Genomic DNA, 21,747 nt, shown 5'->3' on the forward strand with positions numbered 1-21,747 from the left:
ATCCTTCATTCGGATTTGAGGGTAAGCGGCAGCCCGGCGGCGACGAAGACGACGCGCTGCGCGGCGGCGGCGACGGCCTGGTTGACCAGGCCCTGGGCGTCGCGGAAGGCGCGGGAGAGCGCATTGTCCGGCACGATGCCGAGGCCGACCTCGTTGCTGACGCAGACCACCGGCCCCGGCGCGCGGGCCAGCGCCGCGGCGAGGGCGGCGATCTCCGCCGTGGCGTCGTGGTCTTCGAGGATGTGGTTGGTCACCCACAGGGTGAGGCAGTCGAGCAGCACCGGGCGGCCCGGCGGCAGGGTCGGCAGCAGCGCGGCGACGGCCAGCGGTTCCTCCACGGTTTCCCAGGCGTCGCCGCGGCGCGCGCGGTGGGCGGCGACGCGGGCTTCCATCTCGGCGTCCCAGGCGCGGCCGGTGGCGAGGTAGAGCGCGGTCGCGCTGCGGCGCTTCGCCTCCGCCTCCACCCAGGATTCGGCGAGCGCGCTTTTGCCGGAGCGTGCGCCGCCGAGGACGAGGGAAAGCGGCGGCAGGGGGCGGTTTTCAAACATAGAGGCCGTTCACCGCGCGGATGCGCGCGATGCCTTCCAGTTCGCCGTGGTAGTGGTCGATGCGGCTGATCGAGACGAAATCGATGTCGAAAGCGGCGCCGGTTTCGTGCGGCAGGCCGAGCACCGTGCCGATCTGGGCGCGGATGCTGCCCGCGTGCGCCACGCAGACGATCTCCCGCCCCGGGAAGCGGGCGTTGAGGCGCGCCACCCCGGCGGCGACGCGCGCCGCGTGGTCGAAGGCGTTCTCCCCGCCGCCGGGCGGGCGGAAGCCGTAGGGGTCCTCCCAGAAGCGCAGCGGCGCGCCGGGGGAAAGCGCATCGATCTCGCCCCAGGAGAGGCCTTCCCAGTCGCCGAAGAAGCGTTCCTCGAAGGCGGGCTCGGTCAGCGCCGCGGCGGGGTCGCAGGCATAGCCCGCCTCCGCCAGCGCCGCCAGGGTCTTCACCGCGCGGGAGAGGCCGCTGGTCACCAGCACTGCGCCCTCGGGCAGGCGCGCCGCCTGGGCGGCGAAGGTGGCGGCGTCCGAGGTGTCGCAGGCGACGTCGGCGCGGCCATAGACGATTTTGCCCGCCACCGGAACCGGGGCGTGGCGGACCCACCACCAGCGGGTTTTCTCGCCTTGCAGATGCACGGAAGGTGTCCTCGTTTCAGACCGGCGCGCGCAGCATCGCGACGGTGATCATCACCAGAATGTCCACGAGCTGCGCGCCCGCGCCCAGCACGTCGCCGGTATAGCCGCCGATCTGGCGCTTGGCCAGCGCGGCGAGGCCGGAGACTCCGGCGGCGGCGACGAAGAAGCAGAGGAAACCCTGCCCCGGCCCGAGCGCCAGCAGCGCGATCAGCAGGCCGAGCAGGATGGAGGTCAAGGTGGAGCCCTCGGTCGGATAGCCGGAGGACGCGCCGACGCCGTCGGAGCGGGCGGAGAGGTTGAGCGTCATCGAGACGGGGATCAGCCCGCGCCCCAGCGCCCCCGCGGCGACGAAGGCGGCCAGCGCATCCCACGCGCCCATGCTGCCCGCGGCGGTGGCGCGCAGCAGCAGGCTGAGAACCAGGGCGGCGCCGCCGTAGGTGCCGACGCGGGAATCCCGCATGATCTCCATCTTGCGTTCGCGTTCGTAGCCGCCGCCGAATCCGTCGGCGATGTCGGCGAAGCCGTCCTCGTGCAGCGCGCCGGTGAGCAGCACCGTGGCGGCGACGCCGATCACCCCGGACAGCGGGTGCGGCGCACCCAGCGCGGCGGCGGCGGCGAAGGCGAGCCCGCCGACGCAGCCGATCATCGCCCCGGCCAGCGGGAAGGTGCGCATCGCGGTGGCGAGCGGATTGTTTTTCGCCGCGTTTCCGGCATGCAGCGGCACGCGGGTGAGAAAGATCACCGCGAAGAGAAGATCGTCGAACCAGGCGGCGAGGCCGGAGGACGCGGGCGCGGGCGAGTTGGAAGCTGACATAAGGAGGATGATTTCCCTGTTTCGATCGTCTATAGGAATGGGCTCTTTCGAACCGGACCACACTTTAGGGAGAAACCGCCGGATGGTGAAGGCCCTGATGATATCCTCGCTCGACGAAGTGCGGGCGATGCTCTCCGCCTTGCCCGGGCCGGACGAGGCCGCCGCCGCCGCGGCGCGCCGGCGGGAGGCCGACCTGACCAAGCCCGCGGGCTCTCTCGGGCGGCTGGAAAGCCTGGCGGAATGGCTCTCCGCCTGGCAGGGCCGCCACCCGCCGGTGATGGATGCGCCGCACGCCGCGGTGTTCATCGGCAACCACGGCATCGCCGACCTCGGGGTCTCCGCCTACGGCATGGAGGTCACCGAGCAGATGTACCACAATTATCTGCACGGCGGCGCGGGGTTCAACACCATGTGCCGGGCGATGGGCGTGGCCTACGACATCTACCCCATCGACATCGACCGCCCCACCGCGGACTTCACCAAGGCCCCGGCGATGACCGAGGCGGACCTCGTCGCCGCGCTCAACGTCGGTCTTGCCGCGATCCGCCCCGGCATGAGCGTGTTCTGCCCCGGCGAGATGGGCATCGCCAACACCGCCGCCGCCGCCGCGGTGCTCGCCGCCCTGTTCAAAGGCACGGCGGAGGAATGGACCGGCGCGGGCTCCGGCGTCACCGGGGTGCACATGCAGCGCAAGATCGACGTGGTGCGGCAGGGCGTCACCCTGCACACCAAGGACGACCCCGACCCGCTGGAGATTCTCCGCCGCCTCGGCGGGCGCGAGCTTGCCGCGATGACCGGCGCCATCCTCGCTGCGCGGATGCTGCGGGTGCCGGTGCTGGTGGACGGCTTCCTCTGCTCCGCCTCCGCCGCGGTGCTGGAGATGATGCGGCCGGGCGCGCTGGCGCACTGCCGGTTCTCCCACGCCTCGCTGGAGGCCGGGCATGCCCTGCTGATGAAGAAGCTTTCGGGCGATCCCATCCTGCACATGGACATGCGCCTGGGCGAGGCCACCGGCGCCATCCTCGCCGTCGGCATCCTGCGCTCCGCCGTGGCCTGCCATACCGATCTCCTCACCTTCGAGGAAGCCCGCGTCAGCCGCAACAAGCCGATCGTTTGAGGAGACGCACCATGGCCCCCCGGATTTCTTCCCTGGACGACCTCCGCGCGATCCTGCGCGACCTGCCCGGCCCCGACGAGGCGGCGCGCGCCGCGGCGATCGAACGCGAACCCCATCTCACCAAGCCCAAGGGCTCGCTCGGGCGGCTGGAGGAGCTGGCCGCCTGGCTCGCCGCCTGGCAGGGCCGCCACCCGCCGGTGATGGACCGCCCGGCGGCCGCCACCTTCGCCGGCAACCACGGCGTCATGGCGCACAAGGTCTCGCCCTGCCCGGTGGAGGTCACCTGGCAGCAGTCCAAGAACTTCGGCGAGGGCGGCGGCGCGATCAACGCGATGTGCCGCTCCACCGGCACCGCGTTCAAGGTCTACGACATCGCCATCGACAGTTTCACCCGCGACTTCCTGGAAGGCCCGGCAATGGACGAGGGCGACTTCGTCGCCGCGTTCAACGTCGGCATGGCCGCGGTGGAGCCGGGGATGAGCGTGTTCTGCCCCGGCGAGATGGGCATCGGCAACACCACCCCCGCCTCGGCGATGATGTTCGCCCTCTACGGGGGCCAGGCGGAGGACTGGGTCGGCTATGGCGCGGGCGCGGTGGGGCCGATGCTCGCGCGCAAGATCCGGGTGGTCGCCGACGGCGTCGCCCTGCACACCGCCGACAGCCCCGACGCGGTGGAAATCGCCCGCCGCCTCGGCGGGCGCGAACTCGCGGCGATGGCGGGGGCCACCCTCTCCGGCCGCTTGCAGCGCGTGCCGGTGCTGCTCGACGGCTTCCCCTGCACCGCCGCCGTCGCCTTCCTCGATGCGTTCCAGCCGGGCGCGCTCGACCATTGCCGCATCGCCCACGCCTCCGCCGAGGCGGGCCACGCGCTCGCCGCCGAACGCCTGCGCCAGCGCCCGCTGCTGCGCATGGGCATGCGCCTGGGCGAAGGCACCGGCGGCGTGCTCGCGGTCAACCTGCTGCGCGCCGCCGTGGTCTGCCATGCCGAGATGGCGACCTACGAGGAAGCCGCGGTGGCCCGCACCGAGCGGTAAAACCAAAACTTTCCGGAGGGACTCGGTCTCTCCGGCCCTCCCATTACTTTTGGTTTTTGCGCGCAGCGCCGTAGAGCCATCACGCGGTGTGACGGTTGATTGCCGCTGCGCGGCGAAAAACCAGTTATGGGATCAAGGGGGCCTCCCGGCCCCTTGCGGGTCCGGGCAGCGCCCGGCCTGGTTTTTTCCCTCATTCCCCCATGTTGAGGAACAGGCCCTTGCGGCGGGCGACGCGGACCATGTGGAGGAAGAACGCGGCGAAGCCGGTGAAGTAGACGGCGTTGAGCGCCGCGGCGCGGATGAACAGGTCCCAGCGGAAGACATGGTCGAACATCACCGCGCGCATGCCTTCGAACACGTAGGCGGGCGGCAGGGCGTAGGCGACGTGTTGCAGCCAGCCGGGCAGGGTGGAGATCGGGTAGTAGATGCCGGCGAGCGGCGACAGCCCGAAGATCAGCACCCAGGCGAGGCTTTCCGCCCCCATGCCGAAGCGCAGCACCAGGCTGGCGGTGAACAGGCCGACGCTCCAGCCCATCACCATCAGGTTGGCGAAGAAGGCGATGAGCGGCAGGCCGAGGCCGTAGATGTTGAAGTCGTAGAGCGCGATGGCGAGCAGCGACGGCGGCAACAGGCCGATGCAGGTGCGGATCAGGCTCATCACCGCGAGCGCGGCGACGTGTTCGTGCGGGCGCAGCGGCGTGAGGTAGAGCTGGCCGAGGTTGCGCGACCACATCTCCTCGAGGAAGGAGAGAGAGAAGCCGAGGTTGGCGCGGAACATCACCTCCCAGAGGAGGACGGCGCCGATGAGCACGCCCGCGGCCTGCGCCACCCAGGAGGAGTGGCCACGGAAGAAGCTGCTGGCGAAGCCCCAGACGATCATCTGCACCGTCGGCCAGTAGGCCATTTCGAGGAGGCGCGGCCACGAGGTGCGCATCACGTAGAGGTGGCGCAGCACGATGGCGAACAGGCGGTGCCCGGCAAAGGCGCTGCGCGCCTGGGCGTCGCGGCGTTCGGCGGGGGTCATGGCGCGGCCTCCGGGGCGCGGGCGATGTCGAGGAAGACGCGCTCCAGGCTGTCGCGGGAGAAGGCGGCGAGCAGTTCGGGGAGCGTGCCCGCGGCCTCGATGCGGCCGGCCTTCATGATCAGGATGCGGGCGCACAGGCGTTCCACCTCCTGCATGTTGTGGGAGGCGAGCAGCACCGCGCAGCCGGAGCGGCCGGCGTAGGCTTCCAGGTAGCTGCGCACGAAGTCGCCGGTATCCGGGTCGAGCGAGGCGGTGGGTTCGTCGAGCAGCAGCACCTCGGGGCGGTTGAGCAGCGCCTTGGCGAGGGTGACGCGGGTCTTCTGGCCGGAGGAGAGGCGGCGCGCCGGGGTGTGCAGGAAGGGGTGCAGCATCAGCTCGTCGGCGAGCTCGGCGATGCGCGCGTCGATTTTGCGGATGCCGTAGAGCAGGCCGTAGACCTTGAGGTTCTGGTGGACGGTGAGGCGGTAGGGCAGGTTGACGTAGGGCGAGGCGAAGTTCATGCGCGGCAGCACCGCGTAGCGGTCCGCCGTGGTCATGTCGTGGCCGAGCACCGAAACCCGCCCTTCGGTGGGCAGCAGGAGGCCGAGCAGCATGCTGATGGTGGTGGTTTTGCCCGCGCCGTTGCCGCCCAAGAGGCCGATCGTCTCGCCGCGGGCGACGGAGAAGCCGATGCCGTCCACGGCGCGCACCGGACCGAAGCGTTTGGTCAGGCCGGAAACCGAGATCGCGGCTGCGTCGGCAGGGGTCATGGCGTCGCCGCGCCGCCGGGGCGGCGGTTGCCCTGGCCCTGGATCAGGCGTTCGACGCCGCGGCCCTGGAACATCGACAGCCCGAGGTTCTGCCCGGCCCGGATCTGCACGTCGGTATCGACGCGGGCGAGCACGATGCGTTTGCGTCCGCAGCGGGCGATCGCCTCGGCGAGAGGGTGGTTCTCACCCGCCTCGCCCGCCTCGGCGAGGTCCGGCCCCCACATCAGCTTCATCAGGTCGGCGCCGATCTTGACGCGATCGACCAGCAGCAGGGTCTCGGTGGTGACGCCGTCCACGCAGATGCGATAGCCGCGCTCGCGCGCGAAGTCGCGGGCGAAGAGGAAGGCGCCGACGTTGGCGAGGATGTCGTAGAGCTGGATTTCCAGCACGATGGTGCCGCGCAGGCCGCCCGCGATGCCGTCGTCGAAGTTGAGGAAATCCTCGCTGAGGATGGTCCGCACGTTGAGGTTGACGCTGAAGCCGCCGGAGAGGCTGCGGTCGTGCCCGGCGACGACGAGCGACAGCACGCGGCGGTCCAGGGTTTCGGTGAGGTGCTGGAACAGCCAGGGGTCGGAGGTGATGTTGACGTCGGGGACGAAGATGTCGCGCAGATCGGCGATCGAGACGAAGACCTCGCTGAACATGTGCTGCGGCCGCGACCGCCCGACGATGGCGCTGATCGACTGGTGGCGCACCAGGTTGGAGAGGTCGGTGCGCCGGAGCGCGTCTTCGAGCTTGCCGAGGATGCCGGGAGTGAGCGGGTTGAGGCGGCGTTCCGTCCCCGGGCGCTGGACACGCGGGTCCTGCGCGCGTTCGCCGGAGACGTCGGCGCGGCGGCGGTCCTCCTGCTCGGCATAGACCTGCTGCGCGAGGCGGAGGAATGCCGGGTAGTCGTTGGCGAGCACGTACCAGGTGACGAAGGGGTCGGCGCCGTTGCCGTCTTCCTCCAGCAGCGGGTCGTCGGCGAAGAGGAAGCGCAGGCGCACCAGCGCGGCCTCCACCTCGTCGCGGTACTTGGCGGCGAACACCACCACGATGTCGCCCTTGAACAGGGTGAACACCTGGGCGCGGTTGTCGAGGATCATCGGGTCGAAGGCGGCGGCGGCGGCGCGCAGCGTCGGCTCGCGCTGGTTGCCCGGCTGCAGGCGGGAGAGGTGCAGGTAGACCGCCTGGCGCTGCTTGCGGAACTTCTCCAGCCGCTGCGCGTAGTCGAGCAGCAGGCCTTCCTGTAGCTGCATCATCAGCTTGCGCTCGCCGTCGAGCAGCTCGTCCTCGGCCTTCTTTTCGGCCTTTTCCTTCTCGGCCTTGTCGCCGTCGCCGTCGCCGCTGAAGAATCCGGGCAGGTTGATCATGGCGCGGCTCCGGTTGCGGGCGGTGCGAACTTGTTCTCGATCCGTCCGATCAACGTTGCATCGACGAAACGTCCCTGGAAGGTCCGCAGCCCCTGGCGCAGCCCCCACTCGATGGCGGCATAGGTGTCGCAGTGCGCGAGGATCACCTTCTCCGGGCCGATGACGCGGATGGTGGTGCTGGGGTCGCGGTCCGACGCGCCGTGGTGTCCGGCGGCGATGTCGGGGGACCACATCAGCTTGTAGGCGTCCACCGGCAGGGCGGCGTCGGCGAGCATCCACAGGCTCAAGGGGGTGAGCGCGTCGATCAGCACGCGATGGCCGCTTTCGTGCAGCAGCGCGCAGGCGCGGGTGAACGCCGCGAGGTTGGCGAAGGCGTCGATCGCCTGCACCTCGATGCAGAAGCGCGCCTGCGGGAAGCGCCGGGCGAAGTCGGCGAACGCCTGGCCGAGCACGGTGGAGACGTTGAGGTTGAGGTTGGCCGGCATCTCCCGGCCATAGAGCATCAGGCTGCGGATGCCTGCGAGCAGGCGGGTGTCCAGCATTTCGCAGAAGTACTGGAACAGCCAGCGGTCGCCCGCGATGTCGATGCCGGGCGCGAGGCGGCGGGCGAGATCGCCTACCGAAACGAAGATCTCCTGGAAGGCGAGGGTGGATTCGCCGATCGGCGTGATGTTGACCGCCGCCTGCGCGGTGATGAACGGGCGCACCGCCGCCTCGGTGAGCGCGCCGGTGATGCGCTCCACGTCTTCCGGCGCCGCGGCGTGGGTCTGGTCGCGGCGGGCGCGCGGCAGACCGGCGGAGGCCCCGACCTCCTGAAGCGCGGTGCGGCACATCGACAGGAAGGCGTCGTAATCGGTTTCGAGGTCGTACCAGGAGCAGAAGCCGTCTTCCGGCCCGTAGGGGTCGTGGTGCACCAGAGGGTCGGAATCGAACAGGGTGCGCAGCTTGTAGACCACCGCATCGACATCGCCGAAGGGCATGTCCTTGCCGGTGGCGACGAGGTCGCCGTTGCTCAGGGCGAACACCTGGCAGCGGTAGCTGGCGATCAGCCCGTCGAACATCCGCCCGGCGATGCGCCCGTAGGCGGGGTCGCGGTAGGTCTGGCTGAGGCGCGACAGGTGGATGCGCAGGGCGATGCGCCCGGCGCGCACCCGGCCGAGGCGTTCGGCGGTGTCGAGCAGAAGGCTTTCCGGCGTCACGAATTCGGGTTGCATCGTCCTCGGCCGCGTCGTTGCTGGCGCAGTGTAGAGCATATTCCGTTGATGTTGAACACCCTGCGCCGGAGGGCAAGGCGCGCAGCGGAGCGTTGCTTTCGCACGGGCCGCCGCATAATCTAGGCCGTCGCGGGCGGCGGGGCCGCCCGGAGGAACCTTCCGGATGCTGGAACGATGACGTTGTCGGACACTTTTTCGCGGATTTTCGAAGGCTTCGCGGCGGCGCGGGTGCTGTGCCTGGGCGACGTCATGCTCGATCATTTCATCTATGGCGAGGTGGCGCGGATTTCGCCGGAGGCGCCGGTGCCGGTGTTCCGCATCGTGCGCGAGAACCTGATGCTCGGCGGCGCGGGCAACGTGGCGCGGAACCTGAGCGCGCTTTCCGCCTCCTCGGCGTTCGTCGCCTTCGTCGGCGACGATGCGGCGGGCCATGCGGTGGCCTCGTTGCTGGCCGCCGAAGGGGGCGTGAACTCGCTTCTGCAAATTCTGCCGGGCCGCCGCACCACCGAGAAATCGCGCTTCGTCGCGGGGGTGCAACAATTGCTCCGCGCCGACAACGAAGAGGTGGACGGCATCGACGGCGCGGCGGAGGACCAGGTGCTCGCCGCGGTGCGCGGCAGCATCGGCGGCTGCGCGGTGCTCACCCTCTCCGACTACGGCAAGGGGCTGCTGACCGGGCGCGTGCTCGCCGAGGTGCTGGCGCTCGCCGCGGCGCGCGGCATTCCCACCATCGTCGATCCCAAGGGGCGCGACTACGGCAAGTACCGCGGCGCCTTCATCGCCACGCCGAACCGCGCCGAACTGGCCGAGGCCTCCGGCATGGCGGTTTCGGGCGACGCCGCGGTCGTCGCGGCGGCGCGCCAGGTGATGCAGACCTGCGGCATCCGCAATCTCCTGGTCACTCGTTCCCAGGACGGAATGACCCTGGTGGCGGAGGACGGCGCGGTCCATCACATTCCCGCGCAGGCGCGCGAGGTGTTCGACGTTTCGGGCGCGGGCGACACCGTGGTCGCCGCGCTGGCCGCCGCGCTCGCCGCGGGCGGCGGGCTCCTGGACGCGGCGCGGCTGGCCAATCTTGCGGGCGGCATCGTGGTCGGCAAGATCGGCACCGCCACCGCCTCGTTCGCCGAGATGCGCGCCGCCGCCGCGGCGCTCACCGGCGGCCACGGCAACGCCAAGGTGATGGACCGCGAACTGGCGCGGGCCACCGTCGCCGAGTGGCGCGACCAGGGCCTGGTGGTGGGCTTCACCAACGGGTGTTTCGATCTGGTGCATCCCGGCCACGTCTCGCTGCTGCGGCAGGCGCGGGCCTGCTGCGACCGGCTCGTCGTCGGGCTCAACGGCGACGCCTCGGTGACCCGCCTCAAGGGCGCGGGCCGCCCGGTGCAGGACGAGGCGGCGCGCGCCGCGGTGCTCGCCGCGATGCAGGACGTGGACGCGGTGGTGATCTTCCCCGAGGACACGCCGTTCGAGCTGGTCTCCGCCCTGACGCCCGACGTGCTGGTCAAGGGTGCGGACTATGCGGGCAAGACCGTGGTCGGCGCCGACGTGGTGGAGGCCGCGGGCGGCCGCGTCGTGCTGGCGGAACTGGCCCCCGGCCGCTCGACGACGCGAATCGTCGAGGCGTTGGCGAACAAGCCGGCCTGACTATTACGGGAGCAACTTGATTCTGCAACGCGCATCCGGGGTTTTTCCGGATGCGGAGGCGTTTGTCGCCGCCCGATGGCGAGGTATTCAAGGCTATTCTTGGATTCTTGTTATCTTTGCGTAACAAGAAGATTGCCCGGAACGGTTACTCTTTTGTAATATCCCCCCGGCGAGTCCGCGGTGCGCCGGAGGCGGCCGCAGGAAGTCCCGCGGCAGGGGGCATGCGGGGGGGGCTGCGCTTATGCGCAGATGCCGGGAGTCGTCTAAAAAACACGCCGCACGTCCGTGATCCCGGGGGGATGACGGACTGCGAGGGATTTCGTATTGGAGCGGGCGCCGCACTGCGGCGTGGGAAGCCGCGAAGGGCGGGCAGGGCCTGCTTTTCGCGTCCGCGGGGAGAAACACGATGCTCGGAAGCCTGAAGATCACGACCCGTATGATCTTGATGGTGGTCGTCGCGCTGGTCGGCATGGTCCTGGTCGGCGCGATCGGCTTGAACAATTTGAAGACCAACCTGCTCGAAGACCGCTATCTCAAGACCCAGCAACTGGTCGAGGCGGCGCGCAGCATCGTGGTGCACTACCACGAACTCGCCAAGAAGGGGCAGATGCCGGAGGGCGACGCCAAAGCGCGCGCCCTGGCGGAGATGGCGGTGCTGCGCTATGCCGACAACAACTACTTCTTCGTCAACGATTTCGACGGCGTGCTGCTGATGCACCCGTTCCGCGCCAAGCAGATCGGCACCAGCATGCTGCAGGCCAAGAAGAAGGACGGCACGCTTTACACCGACGTGCGCGGCGTGCCGCTCTATCAGGCGTTCGCCGACACGGCGAAGGCGGGCGGCGGCTTCGTTCACTACACCGGGCGCGCCCCGGGCAGCGACAACGAGGACTCGCCCAAGGTGTCCTACATCGGCAGCTTCGAGCCCTGGCGCATGGCGATCGCCACCGGCATCTACGTCAACGACGTGGACGCGGTGTTCTCCGACAACCTCAAGCAGATGGCGATCTGGATCGGCGGCGTGCTGATCGTGGTCCTCGGCATCGCCTGGCGCATCAGCGTCAGCATCGGCGGCCCGCTCAAGAAGATCACCGGCGACATGGCGCGCCTGGCAGGCGGCGACACCGACATCGCGGTTTCCGCCACCTCCGCGAAGAACGAGATCGGCGAACTCACCAACGCGCTCGTCACCTTCCGCGACAACGCCGTGGAGGTGGAGCGCATGCGCGCCGAGCAGGCCCACGCCGAGGAAGAGGCCCGCGAGCAGAAGCGCCAGGCCCTGCTCACCATGGCCGAACGCATCGAGGAGGAGGCCCACAAGGCGGTGGGCGACGTCTCCCGCCGCGCCGAGGAGATGGAGCGCGCCGCGGTGGACATGAACGCCTCCGCCGCGCGGATGACCGAGGAGGCGACCAACGCCGCCGCCGCCGCCGAGCAGGCGCTCTCCAACGCGCAGACGGTGGCCTCCGCCGCCGAGGAGCTCTCCAACTCGATCGACGAGATCGGGCGTCAGGTGCAGAAGTCCTCGGAGGTCGCCCACGAGGCGATCGAAATGGCGGGCAAGACCCGCGACGTGGTGCAGGGCCTCGCCGACAGCGCCGAGCAGATCGGCACCGTGGTCGAGCTGATCAACGGCATCGCGGCGCAGACCAACCTGCTCGCGCTCAACGCCACGATCGAGGCGGCGCGCGCCGGCGATGCGGGCAAGGGCTTCGCCGTGGTGGCCAACGAGGTGAAGAACCTCGCCACCCAGACGGCGCGCTCCACCGAGGAGATCGCGGGCCAGGTGAACGCCATCCAGGGCGTCTCCAAGCAGGCCGGCGAGGCGATCGAGAAGGTCGCGGAAACCATCAACAGCATGGGGGCGATCGCCGCCTCGATCGCCTCGGCGATCGAGCAGCAGACCGCGGCGACCCAGGAGATCGCACGCAACGTGCAGCAGACCGCGGACACCGCCCGCGACGTCTCCACCCGCATGTCGCACGTCTCGGAAGAGGCGGCGCGCACCACCGGCCTCGCCGACCTGGTGCGCGGCACCGCGGGCGGCCTGACCGGCAATCTGGAGGAGATGGAAAACACCCTGGTGGAGATCGTGCGCGCCTCGACCGAGCGCGCCTGACCCCTTCCGCCGCGCTTGCGAACGGCCGCCCTCCGGGGCGGCCGTTCCGTTTCGCGTCAGTCCTTGACGCCGCAGGCGGCGCTGATCGCCTGATAGGTCTTGGTGAAGCCGAGCAGCGAGAAGAGATCGGTGGAGAGCGCGCCCGCGCGGTTGCGCCCGGTGACCAGCATGGTGTTGCCGCGCTTCATCGCGCGCACCACCGCGGTATCCTCGGAGCCGTTGGCCCAGGCGGTTTCCTCCCGCGTGAAGAAACGGAAGCTGGTGCCGCCGATCTTCACCGTGGCGTGGCTGTCGGGCTTGAAGGCATAGCCCGCCACCATGGTGACGACGCCCACGTCGTCGAACTCCGGGCGATGGGTGACCAGGAAGAACACCTCGCTGCGCTTGCCCACCGCGCCGCGCGACTTCACCGGCGCGCTTGCCGCATAGCACACCGGGCGGCCGTTCTCGGAATAGGAATACCCCGACCAGTCGCCGTAGCGGCCGAGCGCCTTGACCTCGGACTGCGCCGATGCGCCCGCCGCGGACAGCGCGAACAGGGCGGCGGCACAAGGGAAGAGCCAGGGGCGAAGCCTCATCGGGAGAACCTCCTTTCGCGGCGGGGCGGAGGGCGCCCCTCGGTGTCGGGGACGGCATGCGGGAAAGGGCTTCGGCAGGAGCGGAAGGACCCCGCGATGCGGGGCCGCGAGGGGCCGAAACGGCATGCCGCCGTCGGGACGCCAGTATTGCAGGAACCGGCGGCGAGTCCAACCCTGCAAAAAACAAAGGCCGCCGCGGATGCGGCGGCCTCGTGGGGCCTTATCGTCGGGGGATCAGGCGACCCAGGGAAACTTGTCGGCATCCTGCTCGGCGTCGGCGCGGGTCAGGCCGATGTCGCGCAGCTGGGTCTCGTCCATTTCGGCGAGCAGGCGGCGGCCCTGGCGGCGGCTTTCCAGCTGTTCCAGGTAGTCGATCAGAGCCATCACGCTCCACGAGCCGGGCATAAGATATTTCGACATCGAAGCCTCCTTCACGCGACCCATCGCGGTTCCTTCGGTTCTGCCTGAAAATATGGTTGACGAAGCGGCTTTGCGCAAACGATACTTCGTCGTCGTCGGATAAGTTCTACTTATGCGAGGCGGGCATGTCCCCCACTCCTCCGCTCAATATGCTGCGCACCTTCGAGGCCGCCGCCCGGCACTTGAGCTTCACCCGCGCGGCACGCGAACTGCACGTCACCCAGGCCGCGGTGAGCCAGCAGATCCGCCAGCTCGAGGCGATCCTGGGCGTCCGCCTGTTCAAACGGATGAACCGCGCGCTCCTGCTCACCGACGCCGGGCAGGAATACGCGGTGCCGGTGCGCCAGGCGATGCAGACCATCGCCGAGGCGACGCGCCGCCTGGGAGGGCACCAGGAAACCGGCATCCTCACCATCAGCATCCTGCCCTCGATCGCGGCGCGATGGCTGGTGCCGCGCATCGGCCGCTTCCGCCAGATGCATCCCGGCGTCGATCTGCGCCTGCACACCAGCTTCACCCCCGTGGATTTCGAGCGCGACGGCGTGGACGCGGCGATCCGCCTCGGGCACTGGGGGTCCCCCCTCACCCGCCGCCACCTCTATGGCGAGATCCTGATGCGGGAGTTCATCTTCCCCGTCTGCTCCCCCGCCCTGATCGGCGGCACGCCGCCGCTCAGGCGGCCCGAGGACCTGCGCTTCCACACCCTCCTGCAGGACGAATACATCAACTGGGACGACTGGTTCGAAAAGGTCGGCGTGGTCGGCAGCTTCGACACCCACAACGGCCCCGCCTTCTTCGATTCCGCGATGAGCCTGCAGGCGGCGGTGGACGGCATCGGCATCGCGCTCGGGCGCACGCCTCTCGTCGCCCGCGACCTGATGATCGGCCGCCTCGTCGCGCCGTTCCCCCTGCGCGTGCTGCACAAGGTCGCCTACCGCTTCGTCTGCCCCAAGGGCGACGAGGAGAACCCGAAGATCCGCGCCTTTCACGACTGGCTGTTCGCCGAGGTCGCCGCCTGGAAGAGGGAAATCGCCGACCACCCCATGCTCTCTCTCGAAGGCATCGACGAAACCGACGGCTAGGCTTGCAATCCCACCGGTTCCGGGGATGATGAAAGGACCGCGCCGAATCGGTCGGAGCGCTTGCGGGCGGAATGCGTATGCTGGGGTGGTTGGCGCGGACATCGGGCAACGTGCGGGGGGCGTTGTGGATGGTGCTCGCCGTCTGCCTGTTCTCCCAGATGAACGCGCTGATCAAATACGTCGGCCAGGACCTCCACCCCTTCGAGGTCGCCTTCTTCCGCGCCGTGTTCGGTTTCCTGGTGCTGCTGCCGGTGATCGCGGGCTCGGGCGGGATGCGGGTGTTCGCCACCCGCAAGCCCCTCTTCCACCTCTGGCGCGCCGCCTCCGGCTGCGGCGCCATGCTCTGCTTCTTCTACACCCTCACCCATCTGCCGCTCGCCAACGCCACCGCGCTGTCGTTCAGCCAGCCGCTGTTCCTGCTCGCCATGGCGCCGCTTCTGCTGAAGGAAAAAGTCGGCTGGCACCGTTGGGCCGCCGCGCTCGTCGGCTTTTCCGGCGTCGTCATCGCCGCGCGGCCGGGGGCGGAGGGGTTCAGCCCCGCCGCCTTCATCGCCGTCGGCGGGGCCTTTTTCATGGCGCTCGCCATGGTCAGCGTGAAGGTGATGTCGCGCACCGAGGCGCCGCTCACCATCCTTTCCTACTTCTCCCTCAGCATCATCTTCACCACTCTCGTCCCCGCCATCCCGGTGTGGCGGACGCCGACGGCGGCGCAGACCGCCTGGCTCGCCCTGATCGGCCTGATGGGCAGCATCGGGCAATACCTCTACATCCGCTCCTACCGCGCCGGAGACGCCTCGGTGGTCGCGCCGTTCAACTTCCTGCAGTTGCCGGTTTCCGCCGTGCTCGGTTTCGCGGTCTTCGCCGAAATCCCGGCCGCAACCACCCTCGCCGGAGGCGGCATCATCGTCGCCTCGGTGCTCTACATCATGCGCCGCGAAGCCAAAACCCACGCCCGCGTGGAGGACATACCGCCCCCGGCGGCGTGAAAAGCTAAAACGTTACGAGGGGTCGCGAACCCCTCGCGCTCCCCATGACTTTTGGTTTTTGCGCGAAGCGCCATAAGTCCTGCCCGATGCAGCAGGGGTTGATCGCCGCTTCGCGGCAAAAATCCAGTCATGGGGTCTGGGGACCGAGTCCCCAGCGGGGTCCGGGGTCAGCGCCCCTGGCCCGGTGTTCACGGCGCGGGGATGCCGTCTTTGAGGATGCGCTCGACGAAGGCGGGGACGATTTCCGTGGCCGGGCCGTAGATCGCCTCGGAGAACAGGGTGGCGCCCTGCGAGGGTTCGAGGTTGAGTTCCACCGAGTGGGCGAGGCCGCGGTAGCGCACATGCTGCACGAAGCCCGCGGCGGGATAGACGTTGCCCGAGGTGCCGATGGAGACGAAGAGGCGGCAGGTATCGAGGGATTCGTAGATCTTGTCCATGCCCAGCGGCATTTCGCCGAACCACACCACGTGGGGGCGCAGGCCGCCCTTGCGGCCGCAGTGCGGGCACGGCGTGGTGGTGGAGAGGTCGTCCTCCCACTGCATCAGGGCGTCGCAGTATTCGCAGCGCACCTTGAGGAGTTCGCCGTGCATGTGGATGAGGTTGTGCGAGCCCGCGCGTTCGTGCAAATCGTCGATGTTCTGGGTGACCAGCAGCACCTCGCCCGGCCAATCCTTTTCCAGGCGCGCGAGCGCATCGTGCGCCGGGTTGGGCACCACGTTGGGCTCCTTCAGTCCGGCGCGGCGGGCGTTGTAGAACTCCTGCACGCGGGTGGGGTTGCGGATGTAGGCCTCGGGCGTGGCGACGTCTTCGATGCGCACCTTGGCCCAGATGCCGTCGTTGTCGCGGAAGGTGTCGAGGCCGGATTCCTTGGAAATTCCGGCGCCGGTGAGGATGACGATGGTGGAGGCGGGTTCGGTCATGGCGGTTCTCCGGCGGTTCGGGCCGATGGTAACGCCCCCGCGGTGAGGGGGAAACGCATTTCCTCGGTGTAGAGCGAACCCCGCGGCGTGAGGATGCTGGAATAGAGCACCACCGCGTCAACGGAAAACGGCGGGCAGGTGGCGAGGCCGTGGGCGGCGAGATAGTCCTGCAGCCGCGCGGGCGGCGTGGCCTTCAGCCGCGCCAGGGTGACGTGGGGGCGGAAGCGCCGGGTCTCCGCCGCGCAGCCCGCGGCGCGGCAGAGGCGCTCCACCTTGTCCTGCAGGGCGGCGAGCTGCGGCGTGGGGTCCGCCTCCGCCCACAGGGTGGCGGCGCGGTGCCGCGCTCCTTCGACGCCGAGGCCCGAAAGGCGCACCGCGACCGCGGGATGGGCGAGGCGGTCCATCGCCGCGGCGATCTCCTCCGCCCGGCCTTCATCCACCTCGCCGATGAAGCGCAGGGTGATGTGATAGTTTTCCGGCGGGATGAAGCGCGCCCCCGGCAGGCCATGGGCGATGGCGGCAAGGCGCGCGCGGCAGGCTTCCGGCAGCGGCAGGCCGAAGAACAGGCGGATCATCGCGCCCCCTTGGCGGCGCGGTCCAGCAGCTCTTCCACCTGGGGGAGGATGGCGTTCACGACGATCTCCACGCCCTCGCGCGTCGGGTGCAGGCCGTCGGGCTGCACATAGCGCGGGTCGGCGGCGACGCCCGCGAGGAAGAAGGGGTAGAGCGGCACGCCGAACTCCGCGGCGAGCGCCGGGTAGATCGCGTCGAACTCCGTGGCGTAGGCGGCCCCGAGGTTGCGCGGCGCGCGCATCCCGGCGAGCAGCGCCGGGACGTTCTTCTCCTTGAGCTTTTTCAGCATCGCGGCGAGGTTGGCCTTGGCCTCGGCGGGGGGCAGTCCGCGCAGCGCGTCGTTGGCCCCGAGTTCCAGGATCACCGCGTCCGGCGGCGGGGTGAGCGCCCAGTCGAGCCGCGCCAGTCCGCCCGCCGTGGTATCGCCGGAAACCCCGGCGTTGCGCACCTCCACCTGCCACCCCATGTCGGTGAGGCGGCGGGCCAGCACGCTGGGGAAGGCGGCGTCCTGCGGCAGGCCGTACCCGGCGGTAAGGCTGTCGCCCAGGGCGACCAGGACCAAGGGCGGCGCGGCGTGCGCCGGAACCGCGGCGAGCGCCACGAGAATGCAGAAGATCGCACGAAGGACCGACATGACCTTGCCCCGAGAAGAGGAAACCGCCGCCGCCGAGGCCCTGCGCCTCGATGGCGTGGGCTTCGACGCCGCCACCGACGCCGGAGCCCTGACCATCCTGGACGATATAGGTCTCGCGATCAAACCCGGCGAGCGGGTGGCGGTGCTCGGGCCGTCCGGTTCCGGCAAATCCACGCTGATGATGCTGATGGCGGGGCTGGAGCGCCCGACCCGCGGGCGCGTCTGCGTCGGCGGCGAGAGCCTGGACGGCCTCTCCGAGGACGAAATGGCGGTGTTCCGCCGCGGCCGCGTCGGCATCGTCTTCCAGGCGTTCCACCTTATCCCGACGCTGTCCGCGCTCGACAACGTGGCGGTGCCGCTGGACCTTGCGGGCGTGGCGGATTCGCGCGCCCGTGCCGCGGAGGTGCTGGCGGCGGTGGGGCTGTCGCGCCGCCTCGGCCATCTGCCGTCGAAGCTTTCCGGCGGCGAGCAGCAGCGCGTCGCGCTGGCCCGCGCGCTGGCGCCGAGGCCCGGCCTGCTGCTCGCCGACGAACCCACCGGCAACCTCGACCACGACAGCGGCGAGGCGGTGGCGGAACTGATGCTCTCCGCCTGCGGCGCGGACGGGGCGACGCTGGTGCTGATCACCCACGACGAGGCCCTGGCGGCGCGCTGCGGCCGCATCGTGCGGCTGCGCGACGGCCGGGTGGAAAGCGACACGGGGCGCGCGGCGTGAGCGGCTTTCCCCTCTTCCGCCTCGCCTTGCGCGACTTGAAGGGCGGCTTCGCCAACGGCTTTTCCGGCTTCCGCGTGCTGCTCGCCGGGCTCGCCCTCGGCGTCGCCGCGGTGGCCGCCGCGGGGTCCGTGGTCTCCTCGGTGGAGGCGGGGCTGGCGCGCGACGCGCGTGTCCTCCTCGGCGGCGATGTCGAGGCCTCCCGCCTCTACCGCCCGCCGGATGCGGCGGAGCGCGCCGCGCTGGAGAGACTGGGCCGGGTTTCCGAAATCGCCGAGGCGCGGGTGATGGCGCGCCGCCCCGACGGCACCGGCCGCGCCCTGCTCACCGAGCTCAAGGCGGTGGACCGGGCCTATCCGCTGGCGGGGGCGCTGCGCCTCGACCCGCCGCTGCCGCCCGCCCGCGCGTTTGCGGCGGATGAGGGCGGCGAACCCGGCGTCGCGGTGGCGCAGGGGCTGCTCGCCCGCCTCGGCCTCGCGGTGGGGGATTCCGTGCGCATCGGCAATGCCGATTTCCGCATCCGCGCGCGCATTCTCGCGGAGCCGGATTCGGCGTCGCGGATGTTCAGCCTGGGGCCGCGGGCGATCACCGATTTCGCCGGGTTGCAGGCGACCGGCCTGGTGCAGCCGGGCAGCCTGATCACCTATGCCGCACGTCTTGCCGCGCCGGGCCTTGCCGCCGCGGCGGTGCAGGCGGCGCTGCCCGACCAGGCGTGGCGGGTGCGCGGCCTGGACAATGCCGCGCCGGGGACGCGGCGCTTCCTCGACACCATCGCCCGCTTCCTCGCCTGGGCCGGGCTTTCCGCGCTGCTGGTCGGCGGCGTCGGCGTGGCGAGCGCGGTCTCCGCGGTGCTGGACGCGCGCCGCCCGGTGCTGGCGGTGCTGAAGTCCCAGGGCGCGACCAACCGCCAGATCGTCGCGTTGCACGCCATCGTCATCGGCGCGGTGGCGGCGGTGGGGATTCTTGCGGGCCTCGTCATCGGCGCGGCGGCGCCGTGGCCGGTGGCGGCGCTGATCGGCCAGGGCGGCATGCTGCCCGCCGCGCCGCTGCCCGCGCTCTACCCCCTGCCGCTCGCCCGCGCCGCCGCCTTCGGCGCGCTCACCGCCGCGCTGTTCGCCTGGCTGCCGCTCCTGCGCGCCCGCGAGGTGCCCGCCGCCGCGCTGTTCCAGGATGTTTCCGGCGAGCGCGCCTCCCCGATCTCCCCCGCCGCGTGGGCGGTGCTGGCGGCGCTGCTCGCCGCACTGCTGGCGCTTGCCGCCGCCTCCGGCGACCGGCCGGAACTCGGCCTCGGCTTCGCCGCCGGGGCCGCCGCGGTGCTCGGCCTGCTGCGCCTCGCCGCCGCGGGCATCTCCGCCGCCGCGGCGCGCTGTCATGGGGCCGCTACCGGCGTTCTGGGCCGCCTCGCGCTCGCCAACCTGGCGCGGCGGCGCGGGCCGCTCGCGCCGATGATGACCGCGCTCGGCCTCGGCGCGACGGTGCTGGTGACGCTGACCCAGGTGCAGGGCAACGTCTCCGCCCAGGTCGGCAGCGAACGCGGCGACGACCGCCCGAGCTATTTCTTCATCGACATCCAGCCGGACCAGGCAAGCCGCTTCGCCGAGATCGTCGCCGCCATCCCCGGCGCGGCGATGGAGGACAGCGCGCCGATGGTGCGCGGCCGCGTCGTCGCCCTCAAGGGCCGCGCCGCGGACCCGAACGCGGTGGACCCGGCGGTGCGCTGGGTGCTCGCCGGGGACCGCGGCTTCACCGCCGCGGCCCGTCCGCCGCGCGGCGCGGACATCGTGGCCGGAAGCTGGTGGCAGGGCGCGCCCGGCAAGCCCCAGGTCTCGGTGGAGAAGGGCGTGGCGGACGGCCTCGGCCTTTCCATCGGCGATAGCGTCACCGTCAATATCCTCGGGCGCGAGATCACCGCCACCGTCGCCAGCCTGCGCGCGGTGCGCTGGACCTCTCTGTCGATGAATTTCGCCTTCGTCTTCTCCCCCGGCGTGATCGACGCCGCGCCGCACACCCGCATCGCCACGGTCAAGGCGCCGCCGGAGGGCGAACTGCCGCTGGAGCGCGCCGTCGCCGCGGCGCTGCCCAACGTCTCGGCGATTCGCGTCGCCGACGTGCTGGAACGGGTGCAGGGCCTCTCCGACGTCGGCGCGCGCGCCGTGCTCGCGGTCACCGGCGTCACCGTGCTCGCCGGGCTGCTGGTGCTCGGCGGCGCGGTCTCCGCAGGCCTGCGCGAGCGCCTCGACCAGGCGGTGGTGCTCAAGGTGCTGGGGGCGCGGCGGCGCGAGCTGATGCGCGTCACCGCCTGGGAGTTCCTCGGCATCGGCGCGATCACCGGGGCCTTCGCCATCGCCGCGGGCAGCGCCGCCGCCTGGGCGGTGGTGCGCCTGGCGCTGCGCCTGGAATGGACCTTCCGCCCCGGCGCGGCCATCCTCGTCGCCGCGCTCGCCGCCGCCGCGGGCCTGGCCACCGGCGGGCTGATCGCCGGGCGGGTGCTGGCGGCGCGTCCGGCGCGGCGGTTGCGGCATTTGTGAATCCCGCGGTTGCGTTCGGTTTTGCGCGTGGCATACTTGCGCGGTCCGAGGCGTCACCACATGTTTTGCCCATGGTGGGCGTGGACCGCCCCTTTGCACGAGAGGACGACGATGACGATGTATACCGACCCGCGTTCTGCGACGATGGGCCGTAGTGCGGCTGCGGAAGCCGTCGATCAGGGCCTGCGCAGCTATATGCTGAAGGTCTACAACTACATGGCCTCCGCCCTGGCCGTCACCGGCCTGGTCGCCTGGGTTGTCGCGCACACCCCGGCGCTGCTCAACATGCTGTACACGGTGACCCCGCGCGGCGTCCAGCCGAGCATGCTCGGCTACGTCGTGATGTTCGCGCCTCTGGGCCTGGTGTTCTTCCTCGGCATGAAGATCCAGACGATGCCGGTGCGCACCGCACAGACGGTGTTCTGGGTTTACGCCGGTCTGGTCGGCGCGTCGCTCGCCTATATCTTCCTGCTCTATACCGGCGCCTCGATCACCCGGGTGTTCTTCATCACCGGCGCGGCGTTCGCGGGGTTGAGCCTCTACGGCTACACCACCAAACGCAACCTCACCGGCATGGGCTCGTTCCTGATCATGGGCCTGATCGGCGGCCTGGTCGCCATGGTGGTCAACATGTTCCTGCACAGCACGGCGCTGGACCTCGCGCTCTCCGCGATGTTCCTGCTGATCTTCGCCGGGCTGACCGCCTACGATACGCAGAAGATCAAGTCGATGTACTTCATGGCCGGCCACGACGCCGCGATCGCCGAAAAAACCGCGATCATGGGCGCGCTGTCGCTCTACCTCGACTTCATCAACATGTTCCTCATCATGCTGCGCTTCATGGGCAACCGGAACCAGTAAGCCCAAGGGCTGAGGACAACGGAAAAAGGGCCGGTCGCCAGACCGGCCCTTTTCGATTCGGGGGAAAGGAAAAACACGCGGGCTCCGCCCGCACCCGCAAGGGGACTCGGACCCCTCGACCTCCTAACTTTTGGTTTTTGCGCGCAGCGCCATAGAGCCGTCACGCGGCGAAAAACCAGTTGTGGGGTGCGCGAGGGGACCGAGTCC

General features: G+C 70.3%; 21 protein-coding genes. 9 read left to right on the forward strand and 12 right to left on the reverse strand.

Annotation, left to right across the window (positions count from 1 at the left end; all coding sequences use genetic code 11):
• Positions 1 to 5 precede the first annotated feature (5 nt).
• Genes cobU through O7R11_RS05475 form a run of 3 tightly spaced genes read right to left on the reverse strand, consistent with a single transcriptional unit; the run spans position 6 to position 1,990 of the window.
• Entirely contained in the window at positions 6 to 548 is a 543-nt protein-coding gene (gene cobU / locus O7R11_RS05465) for a bifunctional adenosylcobinamide kinase/adenosylcobinamide-phosphate guanylyltransferase (RefSeq protein WP_337996482.1), read from the reverse strand.
• Positions 541 to 1,176: a histidine phosphatase family protein gene (locus tag O7R11_RS05470; protein ID WP_337996483.1), complete on the reverse strand. Its 636-nt coding sequence runs from the start codon at positions 1,174 to 1,176 to the stop codon at positions 541 to 543. The genes cobU and O7R11_RS05470 overlap by 8 nt, the downstream gene beginning before the upstream one ends.
• 16 nt (positions 1,177 to 1,192) lie before the next feature.
• Positions 1,193 to 1,990 carry an adenosylcobinamide-GDP ribazoletransferase gene (locus tag O7R11_RS05475; RefSeq protein WP_337996484.1) on the reverse strand — a complete coding sequence of 266 codons (798 nt, stop codon included), beginning with the start codon at positions 1,988 to 1,990 and terminating at the stop codon, positions 1,193 to 1,195.
• Positions 1,991 to 2,072: 82 nt separating this feature from the next.
• Between O7R11_RS05475 and cobT (O7R11_RS05480) the strand changes: the two genes are divergently transcribed.
• Together cobT (O7R11_RS05480) and cobT (O7R11_RS05485) are read left to right on the forward strand one after the other, a co-directional pair.
• Positions 2,073 to 3,107: a nicotinate-nucleotide--dimethylbenzimidazole phosphoribosyltransferase gene (gene cobT / locus O7R11_RS05480; RefSeq protein ID WP_337996485.1), complete on the forward strand. Its 1,035-nt coding sequence runs from the start codon at positions 2,073 to 2,075 to the stop codon at positions 3,105 to 3,107.
• 11 nt (positions 3,108 to 3,118) lie between these two features.
• The gene (cobT, locus tag O7R11_RS05485; RefSeq protein ID WP_337996486.1) at positions 3,119 to 4,141 is read left to right on the forward strand and encodes a nicotinate-nucleotide--dimethylbenzimidazole phosphoribosyltransferase; all 1,023 of its coding nucleotides are present in this window, start codon (positions 3,119 to 3,121) and stop codon (positions 4,139 to 4,141) included.
• A 190-nt stretch (positions 4,142 to 4,331) separates the two neighbouring features.
• Here cobT (O7R11_RS05485) and O7R11_RS05490 read toward each other — a convergent pair whose 3' ends face one another.
• Genes O7R11_RS05490 through O7R11_RS05505 form a run of 4 tightly spaced genes read right to left on the reverse strand, consistent with a single transcriptional unit; the run spans position 4,332 to position 8,480 of the window.
• On the reverse strand, positions 4,332 to 5,165 hold the full coding sequence (locus O7R11_RS05490; protein ID WP_337996487.1) for an ABC transporter permease: 834 nt from the start codon (positions 5,163 to 5,165) through the stop codon (positions 4,332 to 4,334).
• Positions 5,162 to 5,914, reverse strand: a complete 753-nt coding sequence (locus O7R11_RS05495; RefSeq protein WP_337996488.1) for an ABC transporter ATP-binding protein — start codon at positions 5,912 to 5,914, stop codon at positions 5,162 to 5,164. Before O7R11_RS05495 ends, O7R11_RS05490 begins: the two co-directional genes overlap by 4 nt.
• Positions 5,911 to 7,266 carry a hypothetical protein gene (locus O7R11_RS05500; RefSeq protein ID WP_337996489.1) on the reverse strand — a complete coding sequence of 452 codons (1,356 nt, stop codon included), beginning with the start codon at positions 7,264 to 7,266 and terminating at the stop codon, positions 5,911 to 5,913. Before O7R11_RS05500 ends, O7R11_RS05495 begins: the two co-directional genes overlap by 4 nt.
• The gene (locus O7R11_RS05505; protein ID WP_337996490.1) at positions 7,263 to 8,480 is read right to left on the reverse strand and encodes a hypothetical protein; all 1,218 of its coding nucleotides are present in this window, start codon (positions 8,478 to 8,480) and stop codon (positions 7,263 to 7,265) included. Before O7R11_RS05505 ends, O7R11_RS05500 begins: the two co-directional genes overlap by 4 nt.
• Before the next feature lie 174 nt (positions 8,481 to 8,654).
• Between O7R11_RS05505 and rfaE1 the strand changes: the two genes are divergently transcribed.
• Together rfaE1 and O7R11_RS05515 are read left to right on the forward strand one after the other, a co-directional pair.
• Positions 8,655 to 10,127, forward strand: a complete 1,473-nt coding sequence (gene rfaE1, locus O7R11_RS05510) for a D-glycero-beta-D-manno-heptose-7-phosphate kinase (protein ID WP_337996491.1) — start codon at positions 8,655 to 8,657, stop codon at positions 10,125 to 10,127.
• A gap of 436 nt (positions 10,128 to 10,563) precedes the next feature.
• Complete coding sequence (locus tag O7R11_RS05515) at positions 10,564 to 12,246, forward strand: methyl-accepting chemotaxis protein (RefSeq protein WP_337996492.1); 1,683 nt, start codon at positions 10,564 to 10,566, stop codon at positions 12,244 to 12,246.
• Positions 12,247 to 12,302: 56 nt separating this feature from the next.
• On the opposite strand, the gene O7R11_RS05520 is transcribed toward O7R11_RS05515, so the two are convergent.
• Together O7R11_RS05520 and O7R11_RS05525 are read right to left on the reverse strand one after the other, a co-directional pair.
• The gene (locus tag O7R11_RS05520) at positions 12,303 to 12,824 is read right to left on the reverse strand and encodes an invasion associated locus B family protein (RefSeq protein WP_337996493.1); all 522 of its coding nucleotides are present in this window, start codon (positions 12,822 to 12,824) and stop codon (positions 12,303 to 12,305) included.
• Positions 12,825 to 13,058: 234 nt separating this feature from the next.
• A complete protein-coding gene (locus tag O7R11_RS05525) occupies positions 13,059 to 13,244 on the reverse strand; it encodes a DUF1127 domain-containing protein (RefSeq protein ID WP_337996494.1) in 186 nt (61 codons plus the stop codon).
• A 125-nt stretch (positions 13,245 to 13,369) separates the two neighbouring features.
• On the opposite strand from O7R11_RS05525, the gene gcvA reads away from it, so the two are divergent.
• Complete coding sequence (gcvA, locus tag O7R11_RS05530; protein WP_337996495.1) at positions 13,370 to 14,326, forward strand: transcriptional regulator GcvA; 957 nt, start codon at positions 13,370 to 13,372, stop codon at positions 14,324 to 14,326.
• Positions 14,327 to 14,403: 77 nt separating this feature from the next.
• Positions 14,404 to 15,312: a DMT family transporter gene (locus tag O7R11_RS05535; protein WP_337996496.1), complete on the forward strand. Its 909-nt coding sequence runs from the start codon at positions 14,404 to 14,406 to the stop codon at positions 15,310 to 15,312.
• Between the two features lie 188 nt (positions 15,313 to 15,500).
• On the opposite strand, the gene cobB is transcribed toward O7R11_RS05535, so the two are convergent.
• From cobB to O7R11_RS05550, 3 genes are read right to left on the reverse strand one after another with little or no spacing between them, the layout of a single operon-like run.
• Positions 15,501 to 16,232: a Sir2 family NAD+-dependent deacetylase gene (gene cobB, locus O7R11_RS05540; protein WP_337996497.1), complete on the reverse strand. Its 732-nt coding sequence runs from the start codon at positions 16,230 to 16,232 to the stop codon at positions 15,501 to 15,503.
• Positions 16,229 to 16,807, reverse strand: a complete 579-nt coding sequence (gene thpR, locus O7R11_RS05545) for an RNA 2',3'-cyclic phosphodiesterase (RefSeq protein ID WP_337996498.1) — start codon at positions 16,805 to 16,807, stop codon at positions 16,229 to 16,231. The genes cobB and thpR overlap by 4 nt, the downstream gene beginning before the upstream one ends.
• Positions 16,804 to 17,439, reverse strand: a complete 636-nt coding sequence (locus tag O7R11_RS05550; RefSeq protein WP_337996499.1) for an arylesterase — start codon at positions 17,437 to 17,439, stop codon at positions 16,804 to 16,806. Before O7R11_RS05550 ends, thpR begins: the two co-directional genes overlap by 4 nt.
• Here O7R11_RS05550 and O7R11_RS05555 point away from each other — a divergent pair.
• From O7R11_RS05555 to O7R11_RS05565, 3 genes are all read left to right on the forward strand, one after another.
• The gene (locus O7R11_RS05555; protein WP_337996500.1) at positions 17,438 to 18,154 is read left to right on the forward strand and encodes an ABC transporter ATP-binding protein; all 717 of its coding nucleotides are present in this window, start codon (positions 17,438 to 17,440) and stop codon (positions 18,152 to 18,154) included. The two genes, O7R11_RS05550 and O7R11_RS05555, sit on opposite strands and share 2 nt — an antisense overlap.
• Positions 18,151 to 20,679: an ABC transporter permease gene (locus tag O7R11_RS05560; protein WP_337996501.1), complete on the forward strand. Its 2,529-nt coding sequence runs from the start codon at positions 18,151 to 18,153 to the stop codon at positions 20,677 to 20,679. The genes O7R11_RS05555 and O7R11_RS05560 overlap by 4 nt, the downstream gene beginning before the upstream one ends.
• Positions 20,680 to 20,790: 111 nt before the next feature.
• Complete coding sequence (locus O7R11_RS05565) at positions 20,791 to 21,540, forward strand: Bax inhibitor-1/YccA family protein (RefSeq protein WP_337996502.1); 750 nt, start codon at positions 20,791 to 20,793, stop codon at positions 21,538 to 21,540.
• Positions 21,541 to 21,747: the final 207 nt, after the last annotated feature.

Source organism: Oleispirillum naphthae (genome assembly GCA_027864655.1).
In the GTDB taxonomy this organism is placed as follows: domain Bacteria; phylum Pseudomonadota; class Alphaproteobacteria; order Rhodospirillales; family Rhodospirillaceae; genus Oleispirillum; species Oleispirillum naphthae.